Here is a 24,257-nt window from a genome sequence, read left to right on the forward strand (position 1 = left end):
CGTTCCCTCTTATATTTGAAAACGTTTCTATTAGAGATGTTATTGGCAATTTGTTCATATGATATCCCAAAAATAAAAAAACCATTTCCTTCATTGCGAGGAAAGGGTCTGAGATCGCATGCCTTTCACTCTTATCGCTCAAGGTGTTCTTGTACCTTGCATCAGGTTAGCACCTTGGTTTCTCAGCATATTCATGCCTTTTCATAAGAAACCGGTTGCTGGGCTTCATCGGGCCTGTCCCTCCACCAACTCGGGATAAGAGTATCCGTTCAATAAGATATCTTATCTTAAACACTTGCGTCATGTCAATGCTTCATCAGAATTATCTTCCCTTTTTTTCACCTCAATATTAGCATCACCAAAAAGCATATTTTCATAGCAGAAATGAAAAAACACACACAAAAATATTTAAATAGTATAGACTATTATTATGAATGTGTTATACTAATCGAAACAAAACAAATTCAACGGTAAAGGAAGGGTTTTTTTATGAACTCAGTGGATTTAAAAGAAGATTTGCAGTCATTGCTCTCATTAGAAAATACGCACCAAAATTTATCTGTTCCGAAACTTGTTGAAAAGATTTTGGCACGTGATGAAGGCGTTTTAACATCAACAGGAGCTGTCCGTGCTACAACGGGTGCCTACACAGGACGTTCGCCTAAAGATAAATTTATCGTGAAAGAAGAAAGCTCTGAACATAAAATTGATTGGGGTCAAGTCAACCAGCCGATTTCTAAAGAAGCATTTGACCGTTTATATACAAAGGTTGTGTCATACTTAAAAGAACGTGATGAACTATTCGTCTTTGAAGGATTTGCCGGCGCAGATGAAAGATACCGTATGCCAATTACAGTGGTAAACGAATTTGCATGGCACAATCTCTTTGCAAAACAGCTATTCATCAGACCTGACGGATCAACACCTTCTTCAAACGAAAAACCTTTCACCATCTTATCTGCACCGCATTTTAAAGCAGATCCTGAAACAGATGGCACAAACTCTGAAACGTTTATTATCGTTTCTTTTGAAAAACGCACCATTCTGATCGGTGGAACAGAATATGCTGGAGAGATGAAAAAGTCCATTTTCTCTGTCATGAACTACCTGCTTCCTGAGCAAGATATTTTATCTATGCACTGCTCAGCAAACGTTGGTCAAGAAGGCGATGTCGCACTATTCTTCGGCCTTTCAGGTACTGGGAAAACGACGCTTTCTGCAAGCGCAAGCCGCAAGCTGATCGGTGATGATGAACATGGCTGGTCTGGCTCAGGAGTCTTCAATATTGAGGGCGGATGCTATGCGAAATGTGTGAACTTAAGCGAAGAAAAAGAACCGCAAATCTACAAAGCCATCAGCTTCGGATCAGTTCTTGAAAATGTTGTACTTGATGAAGAAACACGTGAAGCGGATTATGATGACACATTCTTTACTGAAAACACACGAGCTGCTTACCCAATCGAAATGATTGATAACATCGTGAAGCCAAGTATCGCAGGACACCCATCTGCCATTGTCTTCTTAACAGCTGATGCATTTGGCGTTTTACCTCCAATCAGCCGTTTAACAAAAGAACAGGCGATGTACCATTTCTTGAGCGGTTACACAAGTAAATTAGCTGGAACTGAGCGCGGTGTCACATCACCAGAAACGACATTCTCTACTTGCTTCGGTTCACCATTCTTGCCCCTTCCAGCTCATGTCTATGCTGAAATGCTTGGCAAGAAAATTGATGAGCACGGCGCAAAAGTATTCCTTGTGAATACAGGCTGGACTGGCGGAGGCTATGGTACAGGCAAACGTATGAACCTAGCGCATACAAGAGCAATGGTGCAAGCAGCGATCGAAGGTGACCTCGACAACGCCGAAATGATCACTGATGACATCTTTGGATTACACATCCCGCTTCATATTCCTGGCGTACCAGATGAAGTGCTTCAACCTTCTAAAACATGGGATGACCAAGAGGCTTATCAAGAAAAAGCACACTTCCTTGCCAATGAATTTAAAAAGAACTTCCAAAAATTCAGCCACGCAGCAAGTGACATTGAAGCCAAAGGCGGACCACTCGTATAATCAAATGACAAAAGCTGAGGGGAATCATTCCCTCAGCTTTTTTGGTTAGTTTGTTGAATGCAATGAAACGAGTCGGTAAGTGACCTTTGTCACATTTTCTGTAAGCTCCAGCTTTTCAACGTGTGCTGTCCCTGTTTTTTCTCCGTCTTTCGTTTTACGCACCTCAAGCGGAATATTTAATGGATAAATGCGGTATCCTTCCTTCATGAGTTCAAATACATTCTCTTCAATTCTTGTCTCTTTTCCCTTCGTGACAATCATTGTATTAAATTCAACAGGCATTCCCATATTGAAAATCCCCCTACTTTCTAAATTTCGTTATACTGCTTATTTTACCACATTTCCGCTTTTCCGGCTGTGCATCCACGTCGTCAGCCTTCTGACAATTTCCCGATTATGCTGTGGCGGAAAATAATGGTTGTATCCATGAAAATACCAAGTCTCCACTGACTTTCCGTGCTGGCGCAGCGCATCTTCTAATAAATACGCATGCTCAATGGATACATTCTGATCCTCTTCTCCGTGGATGATGAGAACAGGCGCTTCAATTTTGTCCACATCGTTTAAAGGCGTTCTATCCTCATAAGCCTCTGGCACCTTGTGCGGGGGACCGCCAATCACACGTTTCATCATCCTTCTCATATCCACACGTTCTTCATAGGTGAGTTTCATATCACTGACACCTCCCCATGTCACAAATGAAGCCGCCTCTTGCTTCATTTCGACAGCGGTCCAAATGCCCATAATACCTCCGCGTGAAAAACCAAAGATATGAATACGATCCTGCTTCACCTTTTTGTGATGCTTTAACAATTGAAAGGCAGCAAAAGCATCTTTCCGGTCCTCTCCAGCAAAGTCTTCGTTCCCTTCGCCTCCTTGATTTCCTCTGTAAAAGGGCGCAAATACAACAAATCCCTGTGCGGCAAATTGCACAATCCGGCCTGGTCTCACCATTCCCACATTTTTTATGCCGCCTCTTAAATACAAAAAGCCGTCATAACGACCTTCTTCGGCCGGTTCAGCGAGCAGCCCTTTGATCCGAAGTCCATCTGCCTCATAGGTCACTGTAAATAAGTGAATATGCGGATGGGGGGACGGAAACCTTCTTTTTTCCACAATCACTTGATTTCTCTCCTTTTCATCTGTTCTTACGTCAATTGCTTGATGATTGCTTCTGCGACAAGCTGACCCGATTTAGTCACCATTGGCGTGCCTCCGCCTGGATGACTTGTTCCTCCAACAAACCAAAGTCCTTCAATGTCCTTTGACTGATTATTGATACGGAAGAACGCCTGCTTGAACGAGTTGGAAGACATACCATAAATGGCTCCATGATATGCGCCTGTTTTCTGCTGCAGATCAAGCGGAGTTTGAATCGCTTCATATTCGGCCACCTTATCTAAATCAAAGAGGCCCTTTTCCTTTAATTTTGTTTTCACATGCTGCGAGTATGTCTCCCTTAGCATGTCCCAATCTTGCTCTTTTGTCACATAAGGCGCATTCGCCAGGACAAACAAGTTGCTTCTTCCCGGTCCTCCGCTTAAAGCTGGTTCTGAATGACCTGAATAACATATGTAAAGTGTCGGATCCTGAGGCAGTTGTTTTTTCTGAAAAATATCCTTGAATTCTTGCTCATAATTCTCTGGGAAAAACACATTGTGATGGGACAGCTGTTCATAGACCTTAGGTACACCTAATAAGAGAACAAAGCCAGATAATGACGGTTCAATGGCAGCAAGCTTTTGATTTAAAAAGCTTGGGCGGTCTTTTTCATCAATCAGATGGCGGTAGACAGTAAGCGCATCCGCTCCTGCAATGACATGATCAGCTTCATACATCTGGTGAGCCGTTTCTACTCCTTTGATTCGCCGGTCCTTCACATGAATCTTGTTGACTTGTTCATTCAGGTGAATCTGTACACCTAATTCCTTTGCCAAAGTCTCAAATGCTTCAACTAAACGATATGTACCGCCCTTTATGCCATAAATTCCTTTCTCCCCTTCTAAATACGCCATCATATTAAAAATAGCCGGTGCCTCATAGGGAGAAGAGCCGATGTATGTCGCATACCGTCCAAACATCGCCAATGTATGCGGATGACGGAAATATTGTCGCAGCAAGCGTTGAACGGTTGTAAACGGTTTGACAGAGAGAAGTGCTTTCACGAGCTTTACATCCACCTTATCCTTCCACGTCAATAACAAACGATTTAAAAACTGATCCTCAGCCTGTTCAAAAAGCATCTTTGATTCCTGTAAAAATGCACGGTATTGCTTTGCATCTTCAGGACTGAATGCTGCAATTTGTGATTCCATCTGCTCAATATTCGGTGTAAATTCAACCGTATGTCCATCTGAAAAAACATTTTTGGTCAGGGGAGAGATCGGATAAAATGTGACGTAATCCTCCATCCGTCTATGACAGGAAGCAAATACTTCCTCAAAGTATGACTTCATTGTAATGGTACTCGGTCCTAGATCAAAAGAATAACCAGCCTCCTGATGGCGCTGCAATTTCCCGCCTAAAGCCGCTTCTTTTTCTAATATGGTGACCTGAACCCCGCGTGACTGTAAGCGGATCGCTGCTGATAATCCGCCAAGCCCGCCGCCGATGATGATCACTTTTTTCATTCGTACCTTCTCCCTTTCCATTCATACCCTTCTTTTTTCAGACCGATTTTCATAGAAGAAAAGCCAATGGCGATCAGACTCAAAATGCTGACCGGTAATAAAAAGGCCATTGCAGATGTTCTTCCGTTCTCAATATCAATTGCCGCTTTGATCGACACACCTAGTCCATAACAAAGAATCGCTAAGCATATACTCAGCACATCCAGCTTTAGCAAAGCCACCATCAAGCAAATGACAGGAGCCAAATAAAGCAGGGTGTATAAACAAAAGACACTGCTTAACAAAGCAATGCTTCGATTGACACCTGGGAATAAATTTTTCCGGTAGCCTTCCCAAACCTCTTGTCCACTCTCATACATTCTCATATACACAAATGGATGAATGCTTGCTAGTGTGAACGGAAAGCCTTGTTCCTTCACCCGTTTAGCCAATGCCATATCATCCACTAGCGAATCCTTAATCGCTTCATGCCCGCCGATGTCGTGATAGCAATTCTTTTCAATGGCAATAAAGCCTCCATGTGCAGCGGCAAAAGCAGGATTCTTTGATTTTCTGACCCACTTCACAGGCAGATGACAGCCAATGGTAAACATCATCATGGGAACGACAAGATGCTCAAAAAATGTACCTGTTTTTTGTTCGGGGAAGCCTGACAGCATGCCCGTTTTTTGCGTGCATAACTGCTCGTACACAGCTTCAATTGCTCCCCGTTTCAACCGGACATCCGCATCTAAAAATAACAGCCAATCAGAAGCCGTTGCCTCAGCAAGCTGAGAACAAGCGTATGATTTCCCTAGCCAGCCTTGCTTTAACATCCGGCCTGACTGCACACGAATCCATGGATATGTTTGTGAGAAGCGCTCCACAATCGCTCTTGTCTGATCTGTCGAATGATCATCAAGTACAACAACCTCTTTCGGATAAAGACGTTGATCAACGATCGACTGAAGACAGGCTTCTATCCGTTTCTCCTCATTTCTAGCCGGAATCAGTATCGATAACGAAATACGTTCATCTGGCGAAAAGGAAGCGGGCTTTAACACGGGAAACTGCTTCATATTCCATATCGTAAATAGAAACTGACAAAGCAGCAGCACACTGATCACAGTTAAGAAGAACGCCATGTTCTCACCCACTTTTTAAAAGAATCAAACGCATCACTTGTTGACTGACTTGTCCTTGTGATCTGTTTAAATTCTTCGTTTATTGAAAAATCAGGATCTGCAATGATCTGTGATTGATGTCTGTTTAACTGCGTTTCAAGCAGATCGCCAAGCATACGCGTCATATCCTTGCTTCGCAGGGAGCTTCCAGATACGATGGCATCATCACCGAACACAACAGAAACTATCGGCTTTTGATATTGATTAAATGTATACTGCAAGGTTACAGGCTTCACCACGACTTGTTCAAATTGTCTCACTAAAAAAGAAGCCCCGCCTTCCAGTTCAAGCGGTCTCACGTCCTGATGCATAATTTTCCCCTGTGGAAAAAGCCATACCGCTCCGCCGTTCTGCATGTTCTCTTTTGCTGTCATTAAAGCTTGCTTCACGCTTCTCAAATTCTCTTTATGAACCGGAAACGCCCCAAGCTTACGGAAAAAAGTATATTGCTTCAGCTGCTTCTCTTCCATCATCATGTAGTGATTAAGCTCAGACGCTTTTTCTGTTAAAAGAAAAATGATTAGTCCATCCCACCATGAGCTATGATTGGCGAGATAAAGAACAGGCAGGTTTCCCTTCGGGTCCACCGAGCCTTTCATCATGACACAGCGGAAATGCTTATGGAGTAAATATCGCTCAAGATAAAGTGAAAATAGACGTCTAAACGATCGGCTTTTGTCGCTTTCTTTCAAATCGAACCCTTCCTTCACACAAAATGACAATGATCAGTGCTAAATAAAAAATGACATCGAGTCCGCCCTTTAATGCCAAAAGACCAAAAAAGAACACCATCGCCTGATAAATACGGCTCGTCCAGCTGAGTGCCTTTTGATCAATTGAGACAAGCGGGAAAAGAAATGAAAGACCTGCTCCAATCATACCCCAGCTTACAAAATTCTCAAAAGGAATACCATAAAACCCACCGCCGTCATACCATACCCAAAACCTCCGCTCAGCTGCTACTGGATCTAATATGAGGTCAAGCAACACAATCCATATCCCCGTTTCGACGGCTCGTCTCCACTTTGACTGCTGACTGGATAAAAAAAGGCTGTTTAAAAACACGCCAACCCAAGCAAACGCAATAGTTAACGGCACCCCCGCCACTAGAAAGCCTAGCGTCGGATAATAGTCATAGGCCCCAAACGGAAATCCCGTTGTGATCCCTATCCACTCCACCGTAAATGTAAGCACTCCGACAATGGCTGCCCTTTTGATGACAAACCCCCATGAGCCATAAATCTGTCGTCCAATCTCGATGACGCAGCAAGCATACAGTACAAGAAAGATTCCGTTTGCAAACTGAAGCCATGCTGGCACTTCAAAAAAGACCATTAAGATCAGACCTACTACATACCATCCAACAAATACCCAACTCAATCTATACACGAAACCGCTCCTTTATTTCTGCCAAATTCAAGAAAGCCTTCATGCCTCTAGTATAGAAAAAAAGACGCGTTCTATAAATAAACAATGCGCTTCTTATTTTCGTCTAGGCACTCACCAAAAATCCCTTTTCACATACTTTAATAGTGATCTAGAACAAAGGAGGCGAATTACTCTTGAATCGTTCCATCAAAGTCAGACTGGCATTCATCGTCGTCGTCCTGCTCTTTATTCCATTTGTCGCCTGTAAAAAAGAACAAGAGCAGACCGTACAAGTAGCCGAGGTGACCCATTCGGTCTTTTATGCTCCGTTATATGTCGCCTTATCAAAGGATTTCTTCAAAGAAGAAGGCCTAGAGGTTGAACTAAAAACTACTTGGGGCGGCGATAAAACGATGACAGCTCTCTTATCAGGCGGTGCTGATATCGCCTTGACCGGGTCTGAATCCTCTATCTATGTAGAGGCTCAAGACACAAAGGATTCTGTCATGAACTTTGCACAGCTGACACAAACAGACGGCACATTTCTTGTTTCAAGGGAGAAAGTAAACCAGTTCTCTTGGGATCAATTGAAAGGAAAAGACTTCTTAGGACAGCGGAAAGGCGGCATGCCGCAAATGGTCGGTGAATATGTCTTGAAAAAAGAAGGCATTGATGTAAAAAAGGATCTTCGTATGATTCAAAATATTGATTTTGCCAACATTTCAGGTGCGTTCTCCTCTGGAACTGGCGATTTTGTGCAGTTATTCGAACCGACCGCTTCCTTACTTGAAAAAGAAGGCAAAGGGTACATTACCGCCTCCTTTGGAGAAGCTTCTGGCAAGGTGCCATATACCACCTTCATGGCAAAGAAGAGTTACTTAGAGGAAAACAAAGAGACCGCCGAAGCCTTCACCCGAGCCATTTACAAAGCGCAGAAATGGGTAGAAACCAAGCAGCCTGAGGAGATCGCAAAGGCCATTCAATCTCATTTTCCTGATACAGATCTTGATGTCTTATCAACTGCCATCAAACGCTACAAACAACAAGATTCCTATGCAACAGATCCTTTTCTAAATGAAGAGGAATGGAACAAATTGCAGGAAATCATGAAGGAGAGCGGAGAATTGCCGGAATTTATCCCGTACAAACAACTTGTCGATTCATCCATTGCAAAGAAGGTCACAGATCACAAATAGAATAGGAGGTAGCACATGTCTTTCCTTCAAATTGACCATGTGACCCATACGTACTTCTCTTTAAAAGAAAAAACAACGGCTATACAGCACATCAATATGGAGATAGACCAAGGTGAATTCATCTCATTTATTGGTCCCAGCGGATGCGGGAAAACCACCTTGCTGTCTATCATCGCAGGAATTACACCGCCCTCTGAAGGTCGAATTTTAATCGAAGGAAAAGAACCAAATCAACAGGAGCATCAAATCGGCTACATGCTCCAGCAAGATTATTTATTTCCTTGGAAGACCATCAAGGAAAATGTGATTCTCGGGTTAAAAATTGCGAAACAAGATTCACATGAGTCCGTCTCAGCTGCCCTTGATTTACTGCCAAAGCTTGGACTGCATGAAGTCGAGGAAAAATATCCGAAGGAGCTGTCTGGCGGAATGAGGCAGCGTGCGGCTCTCGCCCGAACACTTGCAGTTGATCCCGGTCTGCTTTTACTAGATGAGCCATTTTCAGCCCTAGACTACCAAACCAAACTCACATTAGAAGATCTCGTCTTTCACACATTAAAAGACTATCAAAAAACAGCAGTCCTTGTGACACATGACATCGGTGAAGCCATTGCAATGAGTGACCGCATTTTCTTATTCTCAAAGCATCCAGGCTCTATCCAGCGAATCTTTACCGTTCCAGACGACATAAGGGCTCTCTCTCCTTTTGAAGCGAGACAGACCCCGCATTTCCAAGAGCTCTTTCAAACGATTTGGAAGGAGCTGAAAACAGTTGAAACACAGTGACCTTTTACATGAAGCCTATCGCAAAAAATACCGAATGGAAAAACGGATCACACGTATCTATCAGCTCATCATATTCGCCAGCTTCTTTTCGCTTTGGGAGCTTGCCAGTCATTTCAGATTCATTGATCCGCTCATTTTCAGTTCACCATCTGCGGTCTGCCATTTGTTTGTGCAAAAAATTCAAGATGGTTCTTTAATGAATCATATGAGTATTACATTATTTGAAACGGTGCTCGGTTTTCTACTTGGTACCTTTTGCGGCATTTTGCTCGCTGCCGCCTTATGGTGGTCTACTCGATTAGCAAACGTTCTTGACCCTTATTTAGTCATTTTAAATGCCATGCCGAAAGTTGCCCTCGCCCCCATTTTAATTGTTGCCCTTGGACCTGGTATGATCAGCATCGTCGCCATGGGTGCGATCATTAGTGTGATCATTACGACGATCGTCATTTACACTGCCTTTCAAGAGGTCGATGAGAATTATTTAAAGGTGATGAAAACCTTTGGCGCGAACAAAAGCGTCGTCTTTCGTGAGGTCATTTTGCCAGCTAGTATTCCAACAATGATTTCTGCCATCAAAGTGAATGTCGGTCTTTCTTGGGTTGGAGTCATTGTAGGGGAATTTCTTGTATCCTCAAAAGGGCTCGGCTACATGATTATTTACGGCTTTCAAGTCTTCAACTTTACACTCGTGTTCTTAAGTCTTTTCATTATTGCTGTGTTTGCGACCATCATGTACCAGCTTGTGGAATGGCTCGAACGCCGTTTTCTCCAAAAATAAAAAAAGCACAGGGAGATCTCCCTGCGCTTTTTTTAACGAATCAAACCGTTCTTTTCTAAATAAGCAAGACTTTGTCTTAACACATCATCTTTCATAATAAAACTGAAATTCTTATTTTTTGCGATGGATCTTGGCAAGTCTGCGAAAAGAACAGGTCCTTTTGTTTCAAAATACGTGTCTTGCTTCACTAGCCTTTCAATATCAGCGAAATAAATATTTTTTACGATGACCTTTTCTCTGCCTAGCACCTGATATTGGCCAATATACGTTAATTCACGAACAACAGCACCCGTCTCTTCTTGAATCTCACGTATAGCGGCTTGATCCGCTTCTTCATTTGGCTCAACTTTCCCTCCTGGAAACTCATAGCCCCGATCCTCATGTTCAGTGAGCAGCCATTTCCCCTGGTAACGGCATATGGCCCAGACATGCTTTGGATGACTTGAAAAAGGCTTCTCTTCAAAGGAGAGCTTGACCGTATTATGATAATAGTCTTTAAATACATGCATGTGAAATCCCTCATATCCTGTCCTTGCTTCTTGTAAAACATCATACCACAGATCACATTTCTCTGAAGAATTTTTATCAAAAGTGAAACAAACGAGTGGTTTCATTTCGTCTGTATTTAATATAAGGTATTGTTGCTAAAACCTTTTTATCATCCCCAACTTCACCCTATTTTAATCATGAAACCTTTTATCCCTTGATGACGTAAATCAATGAGTGTTTGTCCTATTACGACGAGGAGGAAAACAGCATGAGGATAACAAATGGGTCAAAACAAGAGAAAGACCAAGCGCTTACACCCAGTAAAATCAAAAAAGAAGACGCACCTCATGAGGTGATCAACAAACACCTCATCAAAGGGCAAAAGCTAGATTTAACAAAAAACAATCCAAATATAGACCAAATTCAAATCGGGCTTGGCTGGGATTTGGCTGGCCAGCCAATTGATTTAGATACGCAAGTGTTTCTCTTAAATGAAGAGGACAAACTGTTGTCTCCAAGCCATCTGATCTATTATCATCAGCAGCAAAGCTTAGACGGAGCTGTTCGCCAACTTGGTGATCATCAAGTTGGCGGCGGGTATCGAGACAATGAAATGATCATTATGCAATTAAGCAGAGTCTCTCCTGATATTCATAAAATCGTTGTTACAGCTACGATACATGATGCACACGAGCGCAAGCATCATTTTGGACAAGTGACGAACGCTTACGTGCATCTGACTGATCAAATCTCACAACAAGAGATTTGTACCTTTCAATTAACAGAAGATTATTCGTATTGTACCTCCATCATTTGCGCTCAACTCATAAGAGATGAGGAAGAATGGAAAATCATCGCAACCGGGCAAGGAACTACGCTAGATTTAAATGATTTATGCCGCATCTACGGATTCACATCTTGACGCAGAAAGGAGCCGGCACCAATGGGATTTCATTTCACCACAATAGAAGAACTTACTTTACAAGCAGAAGGTAGCGGAATCTTTTTTGCGAAAAAAGGCGCAATGATTGCCGATCAAGGTACGTTTCAATACCGCAAACGACTCCTCGGAACAAACAAAGGAAATATGGTCAGTCAAGTATTTAACCATATCAGCAGGAAATTGACAGGTGAAAACCTTGAAGTGATGGAGGTCAGTGGACAAGGTACTTGTTATTTAGCTGATTCCAGCGAGCACGTGACAGTGATTAATCTTGAGCCGAGCGGTCCTTGGCAGCATGTAAGTGTAGAAAGTGAGGATTTACTTGCCTTTACTGAGGAATGTCATTACGGCGTGACACCAGTAGGCGTAGGGATTTTATCACAGAAAGGACTGTTTACATCAAAGCTCTCCTATCAAGGCCACGGGGCGCAGGTCGCCATTAAAACAAATGGAAACCCGCTCATTTTAAAAGCCCCTTGCCGTGTAGATCCTGACGCCATTGTCGCTTGGACTGGTAAAGCACCGAAGGTCAAATTAGATGTGAACTGGAAGACCCTCATCGGACAAACATCTGGTGAATCCTACTTATTTGAGTTCCAAGAACAAGACCAAATTGTCATTATCCAGCCATCTGAGCGGACATCCGGCTTACGGGTTGGTTTAGATGATAACCGTTACAAGCCTCAGAGCCAGAGCTCCTCTCATGAATTCACGAATTCACAGACATCTCAGCAAGAGAATAGAAGCGGGCTTAGTGACCTGATCGGAGGCATCTTACAACCGCGAAAATAAAAGCATGTAGAAAATCTCTACATGCTTTTTCAATTCATTAATCCATTTGTTTCAATAAAGTTCTTTGTCTCTTCATTTCCGAGCTCGAAAATCATTGAGTATATCTCTTTTCTTTTTCGATCCATTTCATCATTCGGACTGTCATAATGATATTCAAGATACGGAACATGCGCTCGAAAGAAGCCTTTCCAATCTGTCATATACTGTTCATCAAAATAGTCTCTCAGCTGCAAAATTTGATCATCGTCTGCTTCTATTTGAAATTGCCAAGCCGCAGCATCTCTATGCTGCGATATCGATCCATCCTGTACAGATACATAATATGTGTGTCTCGTCATCTGATTCATCCTTTTTCCTTTAGTATGACCAGATATGAAGAAATTACGGCTTCTTGCGCAATTTATTTTTTAACATGTCCAACACATCAATAAACAACTGTGGAATGGGAATTCCGAGGGCATTGGCTGTCGAGACGATTTGGTAAGATTCATAAATAATATAAAAGATGATCGCTAAATCCTTAATCATCCCATTTGTCTTCAGCATGACATCGAAGAAATGCGCCATGGATATTAGAGAGACCGTCACAATCTTTCGAACAAGCCGCGTAGAAAAACGTTTCATTGTGAGCTGTCCTGTCAAAGATTCTCTTAGGCTTGAACAAATTAATTCAATGGCCATGAGTGTTACTAATATCATCAGTAAATATCCTGCTCCACCAAACAGAAAGCCCATCGCTGACAAACTGACTGTAAACAACGAAAAGATGCCTAAATCCTTGCTCACTTGGCATCAACATCCTTTCAAAGTGGAACTCCTTACCTCAATAGTATATGCCAGATCTTCGCAATAGCTTGGACGACAAAAAATAAAGGCGTCGCCTTTTCAATCAGACAGAGTGATGACAAGAAAAAAAGCCGCCTTGTGTGGCGGCTTCCATCTTTAGACTCTCACATCAATAAAGCGAGCGTCTGAATCCTTTGGCTGAACAGCTTGAGGCTGCTGCTGAACTTGATCCAGCATGACCATGGCTTGTGCTGTATTCGTAGCAAGCTGTGAATTCAACAAACTAATATTAAGTGTTTTTTGAATGCTCGCGACTTGCTGACTCATCATTCCTGCAATAGAAGACATCTTCTCCCCTCCCTTCTCTTTTCTCTTCGGCTGAAAGCCCTATGATTTCAATGGGCTGTCTGTCACGATTCCAACAAAAAAGGAATGTCGATCTCTTAACGATCGACATTCCTTCCACATACGTATTATCCTAAAAATGCTTTAAGCATCCAGTTGTGTTTTTCGATAGATTGATGAATCGCAAGTAACATATCACCTGTTGTTTCATCGCCAACTTCTCCAGCCAGCTCCATTCCTTGTTTTAATTCCTCAGCGATATTGGAGAAATCATCATATAGATTTTTCACCATTTGCTCCGCTGATTCATTACCTTCAGCTTCTTGAATGCTAGAAATTTCTAAGCATTCTTTCATTGTTGCAACAGGCTGTCCATTTAAAGCAAGCATACGCTCAGCCAAATCATCAATGTATGTCGCTGTTTCTGTATAAAGTTCCTCAAATTTCTCATGGAGTGTAAAGAAGTCTTTTCCCTTTACGTACCAGTGATAGTTATGTAATTTTACGTAAAGCACAGTCCAATCTGCTACTTGTTTATTGACGACGTGTAATAATTTTTCAGACATGTTTATTCCTCCTTATGTAATTGCGTTTAGTATGAGAATACCCTTTTCCTATTATACTGAAACCTGCGATGAATTTCTTCTATTTTGGCTGCATGAAATATATGTTAATATGGAAATAAGGAGGGAGTTAGATGCTGCTACTTGGGATTATCAGCTTTATCATTATCTCAATCGTTGTCTTTTTATCGCTGTGGACAACATCGAAGGCTTATGAATATAAGCATAAAATCGATACACCACAGGATGCTGAACCAAACCAACGTCCTAACCCGAAATAAAATGCCACTTAATGATGTGAAGTTTCTTCTTCAGTAGATGAACTCTCTTTTTTCACATCACCTACTTGAATGTTCGTCTTTGGCATATTATGCTGCTGTTTAGCTGTCACATGGACTTGTATGATATAAAGGCCATCTTTTTTAAAGGCTGTATGCAATTCATATACACCTTTATTCTCTTTCTTTGGCTGAATCATCTGGCTGTTATCCTTATCGCCATCTTTCCACACTTCAAATTGAACTTCGTCTGCATCATCGACAGGCGTATCACCATATGTGACAGCTGCTTTTACTATAACGCTTTCATTTTTCTCCACTTGTTCAGGTCCTGTAAGCTTCACTTCTAATAGCTCAGGTACCTCCCCTTTTTCACTATTTGCTGCAGAGTTCCCACATGCACTTAGTAACAAGAGCATCAATATCATTCCCAACATTTTTCGCATCCCGAGTTCCCCCTTCTTTTACTGACATGTCCATTTTAACAAATATCCCCTATTTTGACATCTCATGATCGAATACAAAAAAAACCGGACATCATCATGTCCGGTTTATGATTGATTAACCAAATACTTTGAGAAGCTCTTCTTGATCTTGAGAAAGCCAGAAACGCATCAAACGTTTTGCCCCTTCAAGGTCATGAAGCTTCGCTTGACCGCATTGCTCTTCGTTTGCCGCAGGAATTTCTGTTACTTCAACTGCATCCTTGAATGTTGCATCAAGAAGCTCAACGATTTCTTTTGGAGTTGGTGCACCACTGACCACTAAATAGTAGCCTGTCTGACAGCCCATTGGAGATATATCAATGATATCAAAATGGTCGTATTTCTCTGAGTGTGTTCTAATGTTAAACGCAAGTAAATGCTCTAATGTATGAATCGTATCAGGTTTCATCGCTTGCTTGTTTGGCTGACAAAAACGAATATCAAATTTATTGACTTCTCCATCTGATCCCACTTTATGAACGCCACAATGACGAACGTATGGCGCTTTTACAGCATTATGATCAAGTTCAAAGCTTTCTACTGAAGGCATAATCACCACTCCTATAATTGCAATTTCCTATATTATAACATATTTCTCCGACCAGTTTAGTTTATAAAACTTTCCTTCCTTGTCCTTTTTTCTTATACTGTGAAAGACAGACAAGGAGGAACCTTTATGAAACAAATTTTTATCGGCATCATACGCTTTTATCAAAAATGTATTTCCCCTCTTACACCGCCTAGCTGCCGGTTTTACCCAACATGCTCAAACTATGGGCTAGAAGCGATCAAAACGCATGGCGCTTTAAAAGGCGGCTGGCTCACCATCAAACGGATATTAAAATGTCATCCGCTCCATCCTGGAGGCATCGATCCTGTCCCGCCGAAAAAGGAAACATAACTTACTTTTTTTCATATCCGTTGACGACTACGTCAAGCTTGCCAGTTCCAGGATCAATTACAAGACCGTGCACAGGCACATTTGATGGGAGAAGCGGGTGATTTTTCACAACGGACACACTGTCCTTCACGCTCTCTTCAACCGAACTAAAGCTTTTGAGCCACTGTTTAAAATCGATTCCTGAGTATTCCAGTACTTCAATCCGTTTTTCTGGGATACCACGCTCAATGGCTTTGTTTAAAAGTGTCTGGCTGTCTATTTTGCTCATACCGCAATCATGATGCCCGATGACATAAACCTCGTCAGCATTTAATTCGTAAACAGCCACTAAAATGCTTCGCATAATACTTCCAAATGGATGAGAAACAAGAGCCCCAGCACTTTTAACGATCTTGATATCTCCATTTTTCATGTTCATTGCACGTGGAAGCAGCTCGACAAGCCTTGTATCCATACATGACAGAATGACAGCTTTTTTCTGTGGAAACTTCGTTGTTGTAAATTCTTCGTATTTCTTTTCTTCAATAAATTGTTGATTATATTCGATGATTTCTTCTAAAAGTTTCATACGTTGTCCATTCCTTTATCTTTTTTTAAAAATAAATATAGCACAATGTGAGAAATTTCGTCACGTTTTGCAGCACATTTTTTTAAAAGGAAACATCTGCTGATGAAATTTTTTTATTTTCCTCTTTTCAAATCGTAATTATTACGATACAATAACTCAGGACATTAAATCGTAATCATTTCTATCTAATAGATTGAGAGGAGACATTTTCCACATGAAAAAAATCTTTTATATGTTAACAGCTGCTTTATTTGCGATCGGTCTTGCCGCTTGCTCAAGCAGTGCGGGGACAAATGCTTCAAAAGGAAAAGCAGACGGAAAGCTGACCGTTTACACCACCATTTTCCCGATTCAAGATTTCACTGAAAAAATTGGCGGTTCTCATGTTCATGCGCAAAGCGTGTACCCTGCCAATGCAGATGCACACAGCTTTGAACCAAGTTCAAAAACGATGGTTGAAATGGCTGAAGGAGACGCCTTCATCTACAGCGGCACAGGCGCTGAAGCATTCGCTGACAAAACCGCTTCTACGTTAAAAGACCAAGGCGTGAAAACAGTCAAAGCAGCCGAAGGCATCAAATTGTTATCGACAAAAGAAGAGCATTCACATGAAGAAGGTGAAGATCATGATCATGAAGAGGAAGATCATGATGGACACGATCACGGAGATAAAGATCCTCATGCATGGTTAGACCCTGTTTATGCACAGCAAATGGCGAAAAACATTAAAGATACACTCGTTTCATTAGATCCAGATCATAAAGACGAATACACAAAAAACTATGAAAAACTAAAAAAAGATTTGCAATCGCTAGATCAAGAGTTCAACACAACGTTATCTAAAGCAAAACATAAAGAAATCCTTGTTTCGCATGCAGCCTACGGTTATTGGGAAAAGCGCTACGGCATTGAACAAATCAGTGTATTAGGGTTATCCGCTTCTGAAGAGCCTTCACAAAAGCAGCTCGAAAGCATTGTCGAAAAAGCTGAAAAGCATCACATTCAATATGTGATTTTTGAAAACAACGTCAGCAGCAAAGTCTCAGATACGATCCGCAGTGAAATTGGGGCAAAAAGCCTCACACTTAAAAATTTAGAATCTATTACTGAAGATGATGCAAAAAAAGGTGAAAGCTACGTCAGCTTAATGAAACAAAATCTAAAGACCTTAAAAACCGCTTTAAATGATTAATTGTTAGGCCCGGGTGATCTCCCGGGTTTTTTGCTGTAAAAAAGCACACCATTGTAGGGTGTGCTTTTCTTATTACATTTGATACTTTTTCTTAAACAACTCGGCTCTTCCGCCTTTTTCTCCGAATTTTTGGCGTCCTGTATAAAAAGGATGCGTATCAGAGCTTGTTTCTACTTTAATGACAGGATACGTTTTCCCATCTTCCCATTCTACTGTCTCATTGGATGACTTTGTCGATTTACTCAAAAAGCGGTAACCGCTGTTTACGTCCATAAATACAACTTCATGTGAGGTTGGATGAATATCTCTTTTCAATGTCAAAACTCCTTTCGTTATCAAAACGTAATGATTACGCTTTATACTTATATTCTACTCCCTCTTTTACAACATGTCAAAAATCAAGCTTTCTTAGTCAGGAAGAATAATCTAAAAATGGTGGAGAATAATAACATCATGAAAAAGAGAAGCGATAAGAAAGGCGGAGAAAAAATTGACTGATCTCGTTTTAGCTAGAAGCCTGTTCGGCACAACCATGGGCTTTCATATTATTTATGCCTCGCTTGGCGTCGGCATCCCGCTAATGATTTTGTTAGCTGAACTCATCTTCCAAAAAACGAAGGACCCTCACTATGCTGTCATGGCGAAACGGTGGACGAAAGCGCAGGCTGTCTTGTTAGGTGTCGCCATTCCAACAGGCACGATTGCCGGCACCCAGCTCGCTCTTCTATGGCCAGGTTTTATGGAGGTCATCGGAAAGGTCATGTCACTGCCATTTCAGATTGAGATTTATGCGTTCTTTATTGAAGCATTATTTATGTCTATTTATGTGTACGCAGCGGACCGCCTATCACCTGCTATGCGCATCATTACCGTTATTTTTGTTGTGATTGGCGCAGCCGCTTCAGCGATTCTGATCACAAACGTACATGCATTTGAAGGTACCCCTGCTGGCTTTCAAATGGTCAATGGAGAAATTACGAATATCGAGCCTTGGAAGGCCTTTTTCAATCCAAGCTTTGTCGTAACTGCAACACATGTTGTGCTGTCTGCTTTTACAACAGGTGCTTTTGTGATTGCATCAGTGGCAGCTTTTAAAATGCTTAAAACAAGAAAGAATGAGAAGCTCTATACGTTTCATCGAAAAGCTCTTTTTCTTGGACTTATTGTAGGAGGCCTCTTCTCATTTCTTACGGCCATAAATGGTCATGAGTCTGCTCAGCTTCTGTATGAATATCAGCCTGAAAAGTTAGCTGGTGCTGAAGGTTTATTTGAAACACAATCACATGCACCTCTCGCAATAGGTGGTTTTACTGATGCCGATTCAAAGGAAATTAAAGGAGCAATTGAAATCCCTTGGGCGCTTAGCTTTTTGGCAGGAAATAGCTTTGATACGGTGGTCAAGGGCTTAAATGATTTCCCACGTGACGAGTGGCCGCCTTTATTTATTCACACATTATTTAATGGCATGGTCATTATTGGCTCAGTCCTCATTTTGTTTGCGGTATTAGCACTGCTTTACCGTAAAATTTTGAAACGCGAACATTATCCGAAGTGGCTCCTTTTTCTTTACTTATTCGGCGGGCCCCTTAGTCTTTTGGCTATTGAGTTTGGCTGGATCTTTGCATGTACAGGCCGTCAGCCATGGGTCATTTATCGAATGCTCAAAACCTCAGAGGTCGTCACATCATCAGGCTCAATCGGTACGCTCTTTATCCTTTTTGCCATTGTCTACCTCATCTTAGGCATAGCAACTGTGATTGTGCTGACGTACTACTTTAGAAAACATTCGATTGAAGAAGACCTACGGTTAACAGAATCTTAAAAAGGAGCGATCTAGATGCAAATGGATGTGACAACTGATGCACTCATTGCAATCACCATCTTATGGGGGTTCGTTTTTATCTATGCAGTGATGGCATCAATGGATTTCGGCGCAGGATTTTGGTCCATGATTTATATGAATAAAGAACAAACAAAGGCCGCTAATATCGCAAATAAGTATCTTTCTCCAACATGGGAAGTAACTAACGTATTTATTGTGGCAATTGTTGTTGCGTTGTTTAGCATGTTTCCAGGAGCGACCTTTGTCCTTGGTACTGTTTTATTAATACCCGGCAGCATCATATTATTACTTCTTGCACTGCGAAGCGGGTTTCTTGTGTTTTCTCATTCTCTACCTAAAAAATACCGAAAAGCAGTGACTTACATTTCAGGGATTAGCGGCTTTATCATTCCATCGATCCTGATCATGGTTCTTCCGATTACTCATGGTGGATTTATCTTTGAGGAGAACAACAATTACTCATTAGATCTTGGACTGGTCTTTACGAGTGCAAATGTCTATTCTTTTGTCGGCTTTGCCATTTTCAGCACCCTTTTTCTTTCGTCATTGCTTTTAGCTGATTTCTCGAATGTGGCTGATGAAGATGAAGCTTACAGTATTTATAGAAGAGGAGCGCTCATTACGGGTCCGCTTTCACTCATGATGGCCTTTTTCATCATGCTGACATTAAGAAGCGAGGCAAATTGGCTGTTCACAAAAATGATGCAGAACATCCCTATTCTTCTTGTATCACTCCTGATGTTTTTGCTAGCAGGGCTGGCTCTATATTTACCAAATAGCCGGTTTAAGCATCGAAAAGGCCGGCCGCGTTTAGCTGTCATTGCGATTACCATTCAATATTTTTTAGCAAGCTACGTGTACGGACGTGCCCATTTGCCTTATATGGCCTATCCAGATATTACAATCATGTCTGGTTTTACTGACCCTGTGACATTTAGAGCATTATTTATCACGTATATTGTAGGTTTTATCATCTTATTTCCTGGGTTCTATTTCTTCTGGAAATTGTTTATGAAGGATAAGCGCTATATTCGCCAGGAAGATTAACGTGAATGGATGAGGTTCATTTCGGTTACATTATAGAAGAAAGACATACTCAAAAGGAGGTCATCTGTATGAGTCAAAAAATCCTTTGTGAAGTTAATAACTGTTCCTATTGGAATGCTGGAAACCGCTGTGGGGCAGATGCAATCTATGTCGTCAGCCACACAGGAAATACGGCTGAAAAAAGTGAAGAAACGGATTGTAAAACGTTTAAACCACAAGATCTTTAAGTCTCATTTAAGGAGGCGCTTCACATTGAAATACGATCGGCTGCTTCAAACGTTTTTTGACGAAATTCATGACGCGGACGAAGCCGCATTTTATCAAGCAGCTCACTCCTTTTTAAACCTTTGGGATTATGAATATGGCCCTGCAGCAGACATGCCAACTGAAATGAATCACTATATTGGACAGCTTGCTTATGACAGCGAACTGGTAGAAGAGTAAGAAAGAGCGGGTCACCGCTCTTTCTTTTTTTTGAGACAGGAAGGAAAAACTTTCTCTCACTATATATAGATTTTATCGGATGTGCAAAAGGTGAATACCTCATTTTCACATCACAAAATCATGTTTTGTAAACACGTCAATTTTATCTGAAAAAGAACGAAGCGCTTGATAATCCACTTCTACGCCCATTCCTGGGGAACGAGGTACCTCAATAAACCCATTTTCAACCTTGATTTCAGGAAAAATGATATCCTGCTCCCAATATTTTGACGAAGCTGAAATATCACCTGGAATTGTAAATTGCGGAAGTGAAGCAAGTGCCACGTTCTGGGCGCGGGAAATGCCTGTTTCAATCATTCCTCCGCACCATAGCGGAATTTGATGCTCCTTACTGAATGTATGGATTTTAAGTGCTTCTGTCAGCCCTCCAACTCGTGAAGGCTTCACATTAATAATTTGACAGCTGCCAAGCTCTACAGCTTTTCTAGCATCATCTAAAGAACAAATACTTTCATCCAAACATATCGGTGTTTTTAAATGCTTTTGCAAATGGCGATGGTCGACGATATCATCTGCAGCTAATGGCTGTTCAATCATTAATAAACGAATGTCATCGAGCTGCTTGAGCTTGCTAATATCCTTTAACTCATAAGCAGAGTTTGCATCTGCCATTAATGGAAGGTGAGGGAAAGACTCTCTAATTTTTTTAAGGAGACCAATATCCTGTCCCGGCTTAATTTTCACCTTCACCCGCTGATAGCCTTGGTCCACAAATTGTTGTATTTGCTTCAGCATATCATCAACGGGTCCTAACCCCGCCACAACACCAGAAGGTATTCTATCCTTGGTGCCGCCTAATACATCTCGTAACGATTTATTCTCACGCTTCGCATAAATATCCCAAACAGCCGCTTCAATTCCCGCTTTCGCCATCTTATTCCCTTTAAATTGATACAGGCTGTCTGGTATTTCTGAAGGGTGTGTAAAGGTGCGTGTCAGCACATTTGGTATAAAGAAAGCTCTCAGCATATGGTAACAAGTTTCAATGGTTTCTTCTGTATACCAAGGAGAAGAAAAAGCTGACACCTCTCCCCAACCAGTCAATCCCGTTTGATCTTTTACCTCGACAATAATAAACTCACGCTCCGATATGGTCCCAAGACTTGTGGTAAATGGCTGCTTGAGCTTCATCGTGACATGATATAAAATCACTCGTTCAATTTGAATCATCTAAAAACCCCTTTTGACTCTGAGTCTGTGCCTCTGCAATTTATTCGACGCATTTCTTGGCAGCTCGTCCACAAAGTGAAAAGCGGCAGGCCATTTATATTTTGCTAGATGCGACTCACATAAAGCATAGAGCTCACTCTCCGGTATTTTATGGTCTGTGACAAGAAAGGCAGCCGGTACCTCTCCCCATCTATCATCATACATACCCGTCACTCCGGCTTCCTTTACATGCGGATGTGCTAACAGGACCGCTTCAATTTCAGCAGGATAAATATTCTCACCGCCAGAAATAATTAAATCTGAACGGCGGTCAAGCACAAATAAAAATCCCTCCTCATCCACATAGCCAATATCACCCGTTTTCAGCCAGCCTTGATCAAAGGCAGCCGCGGTCGCCTCTTCACGGTAAAGGTACCCTTTCATGACATTTGCCCCTTTCACCATAATTTCGCCATGCTCAAAAGGACGACAAATGCGTGTACCATCTTGAATTTTCAGCTCACACCCAAAAAGGGGTTTTCCCGCTGATCCAAGTTTCTCTACACTAAATTCAGGCGCAAGGGTCACAATTTGTGAACAGGTCTCTGTCATGCCATACGATTGAAACACAGGGAAGCCTTTCTCTTTGCTTTCTTGAAGCATCGCAAAAGGCGCAGGCCCTCCGCCTAATAAAAGACAGCGCAAAGAAGACGGACATTCTTCCAGTCTGCTTAATAAACGGGATAACATCGTTTGAACAACAGATATCATCGTCACACGATGCTGTTCAATAGAACCTTTTACTTCATCGACATCAAACTTCTGATGGAGTACGACAGTCATCCCATAAATCACAGACTTAAATAAAGCGGATAATCCGCTAATATGAAAAAGAGGCAGTGCAATAAGCCAGCGGTCATCCTCTCTGATGCCCATATTGAGTACAGAGGAAACAGCACTATGGAAATGATTGCCAAACGTTTGCTCAACCCCTTTTGGGCGTCCTGTTGTACCAGATGTATACATGATCGTCGCTGTTTCATTTAAATCAAATTCGCTTTCGATTTTAGTTACATTCTCTTGCCCTTCTTCAGGTAAAGTCTCCATTGTATAAACGGGTAGTTCACCCTTATGATCACTGGCATAAACAGGTTCAGTAAATAAAGCGGCTGCTTTTGCATCTTCAAGTTGATAGCGTCTTTCGGCTTTTGTTAACTTATTGTTCAATAGCACGATTTTGAATCCTAATGACAAACAAGCATGAACAAGCATCACCATTTGAGGATGGTTGTTCATCAGAAGACCGACCGTTTCCCCTTTTTTTAATGATGTTTGTGCAAGTCTATTGGAAAGCTCATTGACTTCATCAGCTAAATCGCGAAATGTCCACTTTTTATCCTGATAAATGATCGCGACTCTTTCTGGTGTTAAATAAGCACGGTGCAGCAGCCAATTTGGTTGCTTCATCATGACACCTCCTTTTTGTAAAAGAAAACAGCTTAGTCTGATGCACTAAGCTGTTTTTCATCGATATCATTGAATCAAGGGAAACGCGGGAACTGACCGAAGTCCGGCTTGCGTTTTTCCTTAAAGGAATCGCGTCCTTCTTTTGCTTCATCTGTTGTGTAATAAAGAAGTGTCGCATCTCCTGCAAATTGTTGAATTCCAGCTAATCCATCCGTATCTGCATTAAATGCAGCCTTCAAGAATCGTAAAGCAGTCGGGCTCTTTTCTAGCATCTCCTCACACCACTTCACGGTTTCCTCTTCAAGCTGCTCTAATGGTACAACTGTATTGACAAGTCCCATATCAAGCGCTTCTTGTGCATTGTATTGACGGCATAAGTACCAGATCTCTCTCGCTTTCTTATGACCTACAATACGTGCAAGGTAGCCTGAACCATACCCAGCATCAAAGCTACCTACTTTTGGACCAGTTTGTCCAAAAATCGCATTATCTGCTGCAATTGTCAGGTCACACACAATATGAAGAACGTGCCCGCCGCCGATTGCATAACCAGCAACCATCGCAACAACAGGTTTTGGAATCACACGAATCAAACGCTGTAAGTCCAGAACATTTAGACGCGGAATTTGATCGTCTCCTACATAACCGCCATGACCGCGTACTTTTTGATCTCCACCAGAACAGAATGCTTTGCCGCCAGCACCTGCAAGTACGATCACACCTACATTCGAATTATCACGAGCACGTGAAAATGCATCAATTAATTCACTCACAGTTTTTGGTGTAAACGCGTTATGTACATGTGGACGATTAATCGTGATCTTTGCGATCCCATTGTACGTTTCATATAAAATTTCGTCATATTGACGCTCAGTTTGCCATTCAATAGCCATCAATAGTTCCTC

General features: G+C 41.7%; 31 protein-coding genes and 1 riboswitch. Of the genes, 13 read left to right on the forward strand and 18 right to left on the reverse strand.

The genetic code is table 11. The annotated features are described in order from the left end of the window. Window positions 1-128: 128 nt before the first annotated feature. Window positions 129-262, reverse strand: a riboswitch (SAM riboswitch). 227 nt (window positions 263-489) lie between these two features. After that, on the forward strand, window positions 490-2,076 hold the full coding sequence (gene pckA, locus MHH68_RS13640) for a phosphoenolpyruvate carboxykinase (ATP) (RefSeq protein WP_012010978.1): 1,587 nt from the start codon (window positions 490-492) through the stop codon (window positions 2,074-2,076). A 45-nt stretch (window positions 2,077-2,121) separates the two neighbouring features. On the opposite strand, the gene MHH68_RS13645 is transcribed toward pckA, so the two are convergent. From MHH68_RS13645 to MHH68_RS13670, 6 genes are read right to left on the reverse strand one after another with little or no spacing between them, the layout of a single operon-like run. Then, on the reverse strand, window positions 2,122-2,364 hold the full coding sequence (locus MHH68_RS13645; protein ID WP_339163576.1) for a DUF2584 domain-containing protein: 243 nt from the start codon (window positions 2,362-2,364) through the stop codon (window positions 2,122-2,124). A gap of 39 nt (window positions 2,365-2,403) precedes the next feature. Next, a complete protein-coding gene (locus tag MHH68_RS13650; RefSeq protein ID WP_061409204.1) occupies window positions 2,404-3,198 on the reverse strand; it encodes a prolyl oligopeptidase family serine peptidase in 795 nt (264 codons plus the stop codon). 26 nt (window positions 3,199-3,224) lie between these two features. Then, on the reverse strand, window positions 3,225-4,706 hold the full coding sequence (crtI, locus tag MHH68_RS13655) for a phytoene desaturase family protein (RefSeq protein ID WP_339163579.1): 1,482 nt from the start codon (window positions 4,704-4,706) through the stop codon (window positions 3,225-3,227). After that, window positions 4,703-5,830: a glycosyltransferase gene (locus tag MHH68_RS13660; protein ID WP_339163581.1), complete on the reverse strand. Its 1,128-nt coding sequence runs from the start codon at window positions 5,828-5,830 to the stop codon at window positions 4,703-4,705. The genes crtI and MHH68_RS13660 overlap by 4 nt, the downstream gene beginning before the upstream one ends. After that, complete coding sequence (locus tag MHH68_RS13665) at window positions 5,815-6,561, reverse strand: lysophospholipid acyltransferase family protein (RefSeq protein WP_339163584.1); 747 nt, start codon at window positions 6,559-6,561, stop codon at window positions 5,815-5,817. The genes MHH68_RS13660 and MHH68_RS13665 overlap by 16 nt, the downstream gene beginning before the upstream one ends. Further along, on the reverse strand, window positions 6,530-7,258 hold the full coding sequence (locus MHH68_RS13670; RefSeq protein ID WP_058014993.1) for a carotenoid biosynthesis protein: 729 nt from the start codon (window positions 7,256-7,258) through the stop codon (window positions 6,530-6,532). Before MHH68_RS13670 ends, MHH68_RS13665 begins: the two co-directional genes overlap by 32 nt. Before the next feature lie 173 nt (window positions 7,259-7,431). On the opposite strand from MHH68_RS13670, the gene MHH68_RS13675 reads away from it, so the two are divergent. The 3 genes from MHH68_RS13675 to MHH68_RS13685 are packed head-to-tail and all read left to right on the forward strand — an operon-like array spanning window position 7,432 to window position 10,000. Next, on the forward strand, window positions 7,432-8,433 hold the full coding sequence (locus MHH68_RS13675) for an ABC transporter substrate-binding protein (RefSeq protein WP_339163587.1): 1,002 nt from the start codon (window positions 7,432-7,434) through the stop codon (window positions 8,431-8,433). A 15-nt stretch (window positions 8,434-8,448) separates the two neighbouring features. Beyond that, window positions 8,449-9,219 carry an ABC transporter ATP-binding protein gene (locus MHH68_RS13680; RefSeq protein ID WP_058014991.1) on the forward strand — a complete coding sequence of 257 codons (771 nt, stop codon included), beginning with the start codon at window positions 8,449-8,451 and terminating at the stop codon, window positions 9,217-9,219. After that, window positions 9,206-10,000 carry an ABC transporter permease gene (locus MHH68_RS13685; protein ID WP_058014990.1) on the forward strand — a complete coding sequence of 265 codons (795 nt, stop codon included), beginning with the start codon at window positions 9,206-9,208 and terminating at the stop codon, window positions 9,998-10,000. Before MHH68_RS13680 ends, MHH68_RS13685 begins: the two co-directional genes overlap by 14 nt. Before the next feature lie 32 nt (window positions 10,001-10,032). Here the strand turns inward: MHH68_RS13685 and ytkD are convergent, their stop codons facing one another. Beyond that, window positions 10,033-10,509, reverse strand: coding sequence for an RNA deprotection pyrophosphohydrolase (ytkD, locus tag MHH68_RS13690; RefSeq protein ID WP_034665337.1), 477 nt, complete (start codon window positions 10,507-10,509; stop codon window positions 10,033-10,035). 248 nt (window positions 10,510-10,757) lie between these two features. Here ytkD and MHH68_RS13695 point away from each other — a divergent pair, with 248 nt between their 5' ends. Together MHH68_RS13695 and MHH68_RS13700 are read left to right on the forward strand one after the other, a co-directional pair. After that, complete coding sequence (locus MHH68_RS13695; protein WP_339163592.1) at window positions 10,758-11,411, forward strand: TerD family protein; 654 nt, start codon at window positions 10,758-10,760, stop codon at window positions 11,409-11,411. A 21-nt stretch (window positions 11,412-11,432) separates the two neighbouring features. Further along, complete coding sequence (locus MHH68_RS13700) at window positions 11,433-12,224, forward strand: AIM24 family protein (RefSeq protein ID WP_339163594.1); 792 nt, start codon at window positions 11,433-11,435, stop codon at window positions 12,222-12,224. A 29-nt stretch (window positions 12,225-12,253) separates the two neighbouring features. On the opposite strand, the gene MHH68_RS13705 is transcribed toward MHH68_RS13700, so the two are convergent. The 4 genes from MHH68_RS13705 to MHH68_RS13720 form a co-directional block, all read right to left on the reverse strand. Beyond that, window positions 12,254-12,562, reverse strand: a complete 309-nt coding sequence (locus MHH68_RS13705; RefSeq protein WP_003217683.1) for a hypothetical protein — start codon at window positions 12,560-12,562, stop codon at window positions 12,254-12,256. Between the two features lie 43 nt (window positions 12,563-12,605). Further along, window positions 12,606-13,010: a phage holin family protein gene (locus tag MHH68_RS13710; RefSeq protein ID WP_003217754.1), complete on the reverse strand. Its 405-nt coding sequence runs from the start codon at window positions 13,008-13,010 to the stop codon at window positions 12,606-12,608. A gap of 156 nt (window positions 13,011-13,166) precedes the next feature. Further along, window positions 13,167-13,358, reverse strand: coding sequence for a hypothetical protein (locus tag MHH68_RS13715; RefSeq protein ID WP_003217712.1), 192 nt, complete (start codon window positions 13,356-13,358; stop codon window positions 13,167-13,169). 125 nt (window positions 13,359-13,483) lie between these two features. Further along, complete coding sequence (locus tag MHH68_RS13720) at window positions 13,484-13,921, reverse strand: Dps family protein (RefSeq protein ID WP_058014987.1); 438 nt, start codon at window positions 13,919-13,921, stop codon at window positions 13,484-13,486. Between the two features lie 131 nt (window positions 13,922-14,052). Here MHH68_RS13720 and ytzI point away from each other — a divergent pair, with 131 nt between their 5' ends. After that, window positions 14,053-14,199: a YtzI protein gene (ytzI, locus tag MHH68_RS13725; protein WP_041815877.1), complete on the forward strand. Its 147-nt coding sequence runs from the start codon at window positions 14,053-14,055 to the stop codon at window positions 14,197-14,199. An 8-nt stretch (window positions 14,200-14,207) separates the two neighbouring features. Here ytzI and MHH68_RS13730 read toward each other — a convergent pair whose 3' ends face one another. Together MHH68_RS13730 and MHH68_RS13735 are read right to left on the reverse strand one after the other, a co-directional pair. Next, window positions 14,208-14,642 carry a FixH family protein gene (locus MHH68_RS13730; protein WP_061409231.1) on the reverse strand — a complete coding sequence of 145 codons (435 nt, stop codon included), beginning with the start codon at window positions 14,640-14,642 and terminating at the stop codon, window positions 14,208-14,210. A gap of 115 nt (window positions 14,643-14,757) precedes the next feature. Further along, window positions 14,758-15,231, reverse strand: coding sequence for an S-ribosylhomocysteine lyase (locus MHH68_RS13735; protein ID WP_003217624.1), 474 nt, complete (start codon window positions 15,229-15,231; stop codon window positions 14,758-14,760). A 126-nt stretch (window positions 15,232-15,357) separates the two neighbouring features. On the opposite strand from MHH68_RS13735, the gene yidD reads away from it, so the two are divergent. Next, window positions 15,358-15,582 carry a membrane protein insertion efficiency factor YidD gene (yidD, locus tag MHH68_RS13740; protein ID WP_061409234.1) on the forward strand — a complete coding sequence of 75 codons (225 nt, stop codon included), beginning with the start codon at window positions 15,358-15,360 and terminating at the stop codon, window positions 15,580-15,582. Window position 15,583: 1 nt separating this feature from the next. Here the strand turns inward: yidD and MHH68_RS13745 are convergent, their stop codons facing one another. Further along, window positions 15,584-16,150, reverse strand: a complete 567-nt coding sequence (locus MHH68_RS13745; protein WP_061409236.1) for a carbonic anhydrase — start codon at window positions 16,148-16,150, stop codon at window positions 15,584-15,586. A 214-nt stretch (window positions 16,151-16,364) separates the two neighbouring features. On the opposite strand from MHH68_RS13745, the gene MHH68_RS13750 reads away from it, so the two are divergent. Continuing rightward, the gene (locus MHH68_RS13750) at window positions 16,365-17,342 is read left to right on the forward strand and encodes a zinc ABC transporter substrate-binding protein (RefSeq protein WP_339163601.1); all 978 of its coding nucleotides are present in this window, start codon (window positions 16,365-16,367) and stop codon (window positions 17,340-17,342) included. Between the two features lie 72 nt (window positions 17,343-17,414). On the opposite strand, the gene MHH68_RS13755 is transcribed toward MHH68_RS13750, so the two are convergent. Next, window positions 17,415-17,657 (reverse strand): type B 50S ribosomal protein L31, encoded by a 243-nt coding sequence (locus MHH68_RS13755; protein ID WP_003217579.1) that lies wholly within the window; start codon window positions 17,655-17,657, stop codon window positions 17,415-17,417. A gap of 175 nt (window positions 17,658-17,832) precedes the next feature. On the opposite strand from MHH68_RS13755, the gene MHH68_RS13760 reads away from it, so the two are divergent. The 4 genes from MHH68_RS13760 (at window position 17,833) to MHH68_RS13775 (ending at window position 20,676) form a co-directional block, all read left to right on the forward strand. Then, window positions 17,833-19,164 (forward strand): cytochrome ubiquinol oxidase subunit I, encoded by a 1,332-nt coding sequence (locus MHH68_RS13760; RefSeq protein ID WP_003217550.1) that lies wholly within the window; start codon window positions 17,833-17,835, stop codon window positions 19,162-19,164. 21 nt (window positions 19,165-19,185) lie between these two features. Further along, a complete protein-coding gene (locus tag MHH68_RS13765; RefSeq protein WP_180310775.1) occupies window positions 19,186-20,232 on the forward strand; it encodes a cytochrome d ubiquinol oxidase subunit II in 1,047 nt (348 codons plus the stop codon). A gap of 68 nt (window positions 20,233-20,300) precedes the next feature. Beyond that, entirely contained in the window at window positions 20,301-20,459 is a 159-nt protein-coding gene (locus MHH68_RS13770; protein WP_008360682.1) for a DUF1540 domain-containing protein, read from the forward strand. Between the two features lie 25 nt (window positions 20,460-20,484). Further along, window positions 20,485-20,676 (forward strand): hypothetical protein, encoded by a 192-nt coding sequence (locus tag MHH68_RS13775; protein WP_058014981.1) that lies wholly within the window; start codon window positions 20,485-20,487, stop codon window positions 20,674-20,676. Between the two features lie 105 nt (window positions 20,677-20,781). Here MHH68_RS13775 and menC read toward each other — a convergent pair whose 3' ends face one another. The 3 genes from menC to menB all read right to left on the reverse strand — a co-directional run bounded on the left by menC (window position 20,782) and on the right by menB (window position 24,245). Next, window positions 20,782-21,906 (reverse strand): o-succinylbenzoate synthase, encoded by a 1,125-nt coding sequence (gene menC / locus MHH68_RS13780; protein WP_058014980.1) that lies wholly within the window; start codon window positions 21,904-21,906, stop codon window positions 20,782-20,784. Beyond that, a complete protein-coding gene (locus MHH68_RS13785; RefSeq protein WP_339163604.1) occupies window positions 21,907-23,355 on the reverse strand; it encodes an o-succinylbenzoate--CoA ligase in 1,449 nt (482 codons plus the stop codon). A gap of 71 nt (window positions 23,356-23,426) precedes the next feature. After that, window positions 23,427-24,245 carry a 1,4-dihydroxy-2-naphthoyl-CoA synthase gene (gene menB, locus MHH68_RS13790; protein WP_044142129.1) on the reverse strand — a complete coding sequence of 273 codons (819 nt, stop codon included), beginning with the start codon at window positions 24,243-24,245 and terminating at the stop codon, window positions 23,427-23,429. Window positions 24,246-24,257: the final 12 nt, after the last annotated feature.

This window comes from Bacillus sp. FSL K6-2841 (assembly GCF_037976435.1).
In the GTDB taxonomy this organism is placed as follows: Bacteria; Bacillota; Bacilli; order Bacillales; family Bacillaceae; genus Bacillus; species Bacillus pumilus.

Bases quoted from the DNA above. Each gene is read 5' to 3' on its own strand.
- pckA (WP_012010978.1), top strand. From the start codon at position 490: ATGAACTCAGTGGATTTAAAAGAAGATTTGCAGTCATTGCTCTCATTA.
- MHH68_RS13645 (WP_339163576.1), bottom strand. From the start codon at position 2,364: ATGGGAATGCCTGTTGAATTTAATACAATGATTGTCACGAAGGGAAAA.
- crtI (WP_339163579.1), bottom strand. From the start codon at position 4,706: ATGAAAAAAGTGATCATCATCGGCGGCGGGCTTGGCGGATTATCAGCA.
- MHH68_RS13660 (WP_339163581.1), bottom strand. From the start codon at position 5,830: ATGGCGTTCTTCTTAACTGTGATCAGTGTGCTGCTGCTTTGTCAGTTT.
- MHH68_RS13680 (WP_058014991.1), top strand. From the start codon at position 8,449: ATGTCTTTCCTTCAAATTGACCATGTGACCCATACGTACTTCTCTTTA.
- ytkD (WP_034665337.1), bottom strand. From the start codon at position 10,509: ATGCATGTATTTAAAGACTATTATCATAATACGGTCAAGCTCTCCTTT.
- MHH68_RS13695 (WP_339163592.1), top strand. From the start codon at position 10,758: ATGAGGATAACAAATGGGTCAAAACAAGAGAAAGACCAAGCGCTTACA.
- MHH68_RS13700 (WP_339163594.1), top strand. From the start codon at position 11,433: ATGGGATTTCATTTCACCACAATAGAAGAACTTACTTTACAAGCAGAA.
- MHH68_RS13705 (WP_003217683.1), bottom strand. From the start codon at position 12,562: ATGACGAGACACACATATTATGTATCTGTACAGGATGGATCGATATCG.
- MHH68_RS13715 (WP_003217712.1), bottom strand. From the start codon at position 13,358: ATGTCTTCTATTGCAGGAATGATGAGTCAGCAAGTCGCGAGCATTCAA.
- MHH68_RS13720 (WP_058014987.1), bottom strand. From the start codon at position 13,921: ATGTCTGAAAAATTATTACACGTCGTCAATAAACAAGTAGCAGATTGG.
- ytzI (WP_041815877.1), top strand. From the start codon at position 14,053: ATGCTGCTACTTGGGATTATCAGCTTTATCATTATCTCAATCGTTGTC.
- MHH68_RS13730 (WP_061409231.1), bottom strand. From the start codon at position 14,642: ATGCGAAAAATGTTGGGAATGATATTGATGCTCTTGTTACTAAGTGCA.
- MHH68_RS13735 (WP_003217624.1), bottom strand. From the start codon at position 15,231: ATGCCTTCAGTAGAAAGCTTTGAACTTGATCATAATGCTGTAAAAGCG.
- yidD (WP_061409234.1), top strand. From the start codon at position 15,358: ATGAAACAAATTTTTATCGGCATCATACGCTTTTATCAAAAATGTATT.
- MHH68_RS13745 (WP_061409236.1), bottom strand. From the start codon at position 16,150: ATGAAACTTTTAGAAGAAATCATCGAATATAATCAACAATTTATTGAA.
- MHH68_RS13750 (WP_339163601.1), top strand. From the start codon at position 16,365: ATGAAAAAAATCTTTTATATGTTAACAGCTGCTTTATTTGCGATCGGT.
- MHH68_RS13765 (WP_180310775.1), top strand. From the start codon at position 19,186: ATGGATGTGACAACTGATGCACTCATTGCAATCACCATCTTATGGGGG.
- MHH68_RS13770 (WP_008360682.1), top strand. From the start codon at position 20,301: ATGAGTCAAAAAATCCTTTGTGAAGTTAATAACTGTTCCTATTGGAAT.
- menC (WP_058014980.1), bottom strand. From the start codon at position 21,906: ATGATTCAAATTGAACGAGTGATTTTATATCATGTCACGATGAAGCTC.
- MHH68_RS13785 (WP_339163604.1), bottom strand. From the start codon at position 23,355: ATGATGAAGCAACCAAATTGGCTGCTGCACCGTGCTTATTTAACACCA.
- menB (WP_044142129.1), bottom strand. From the start codon at position 24,245: ATGGCTATTGAATGGCAAACTGAGCGTCAATATGACGAAATTTTATAT.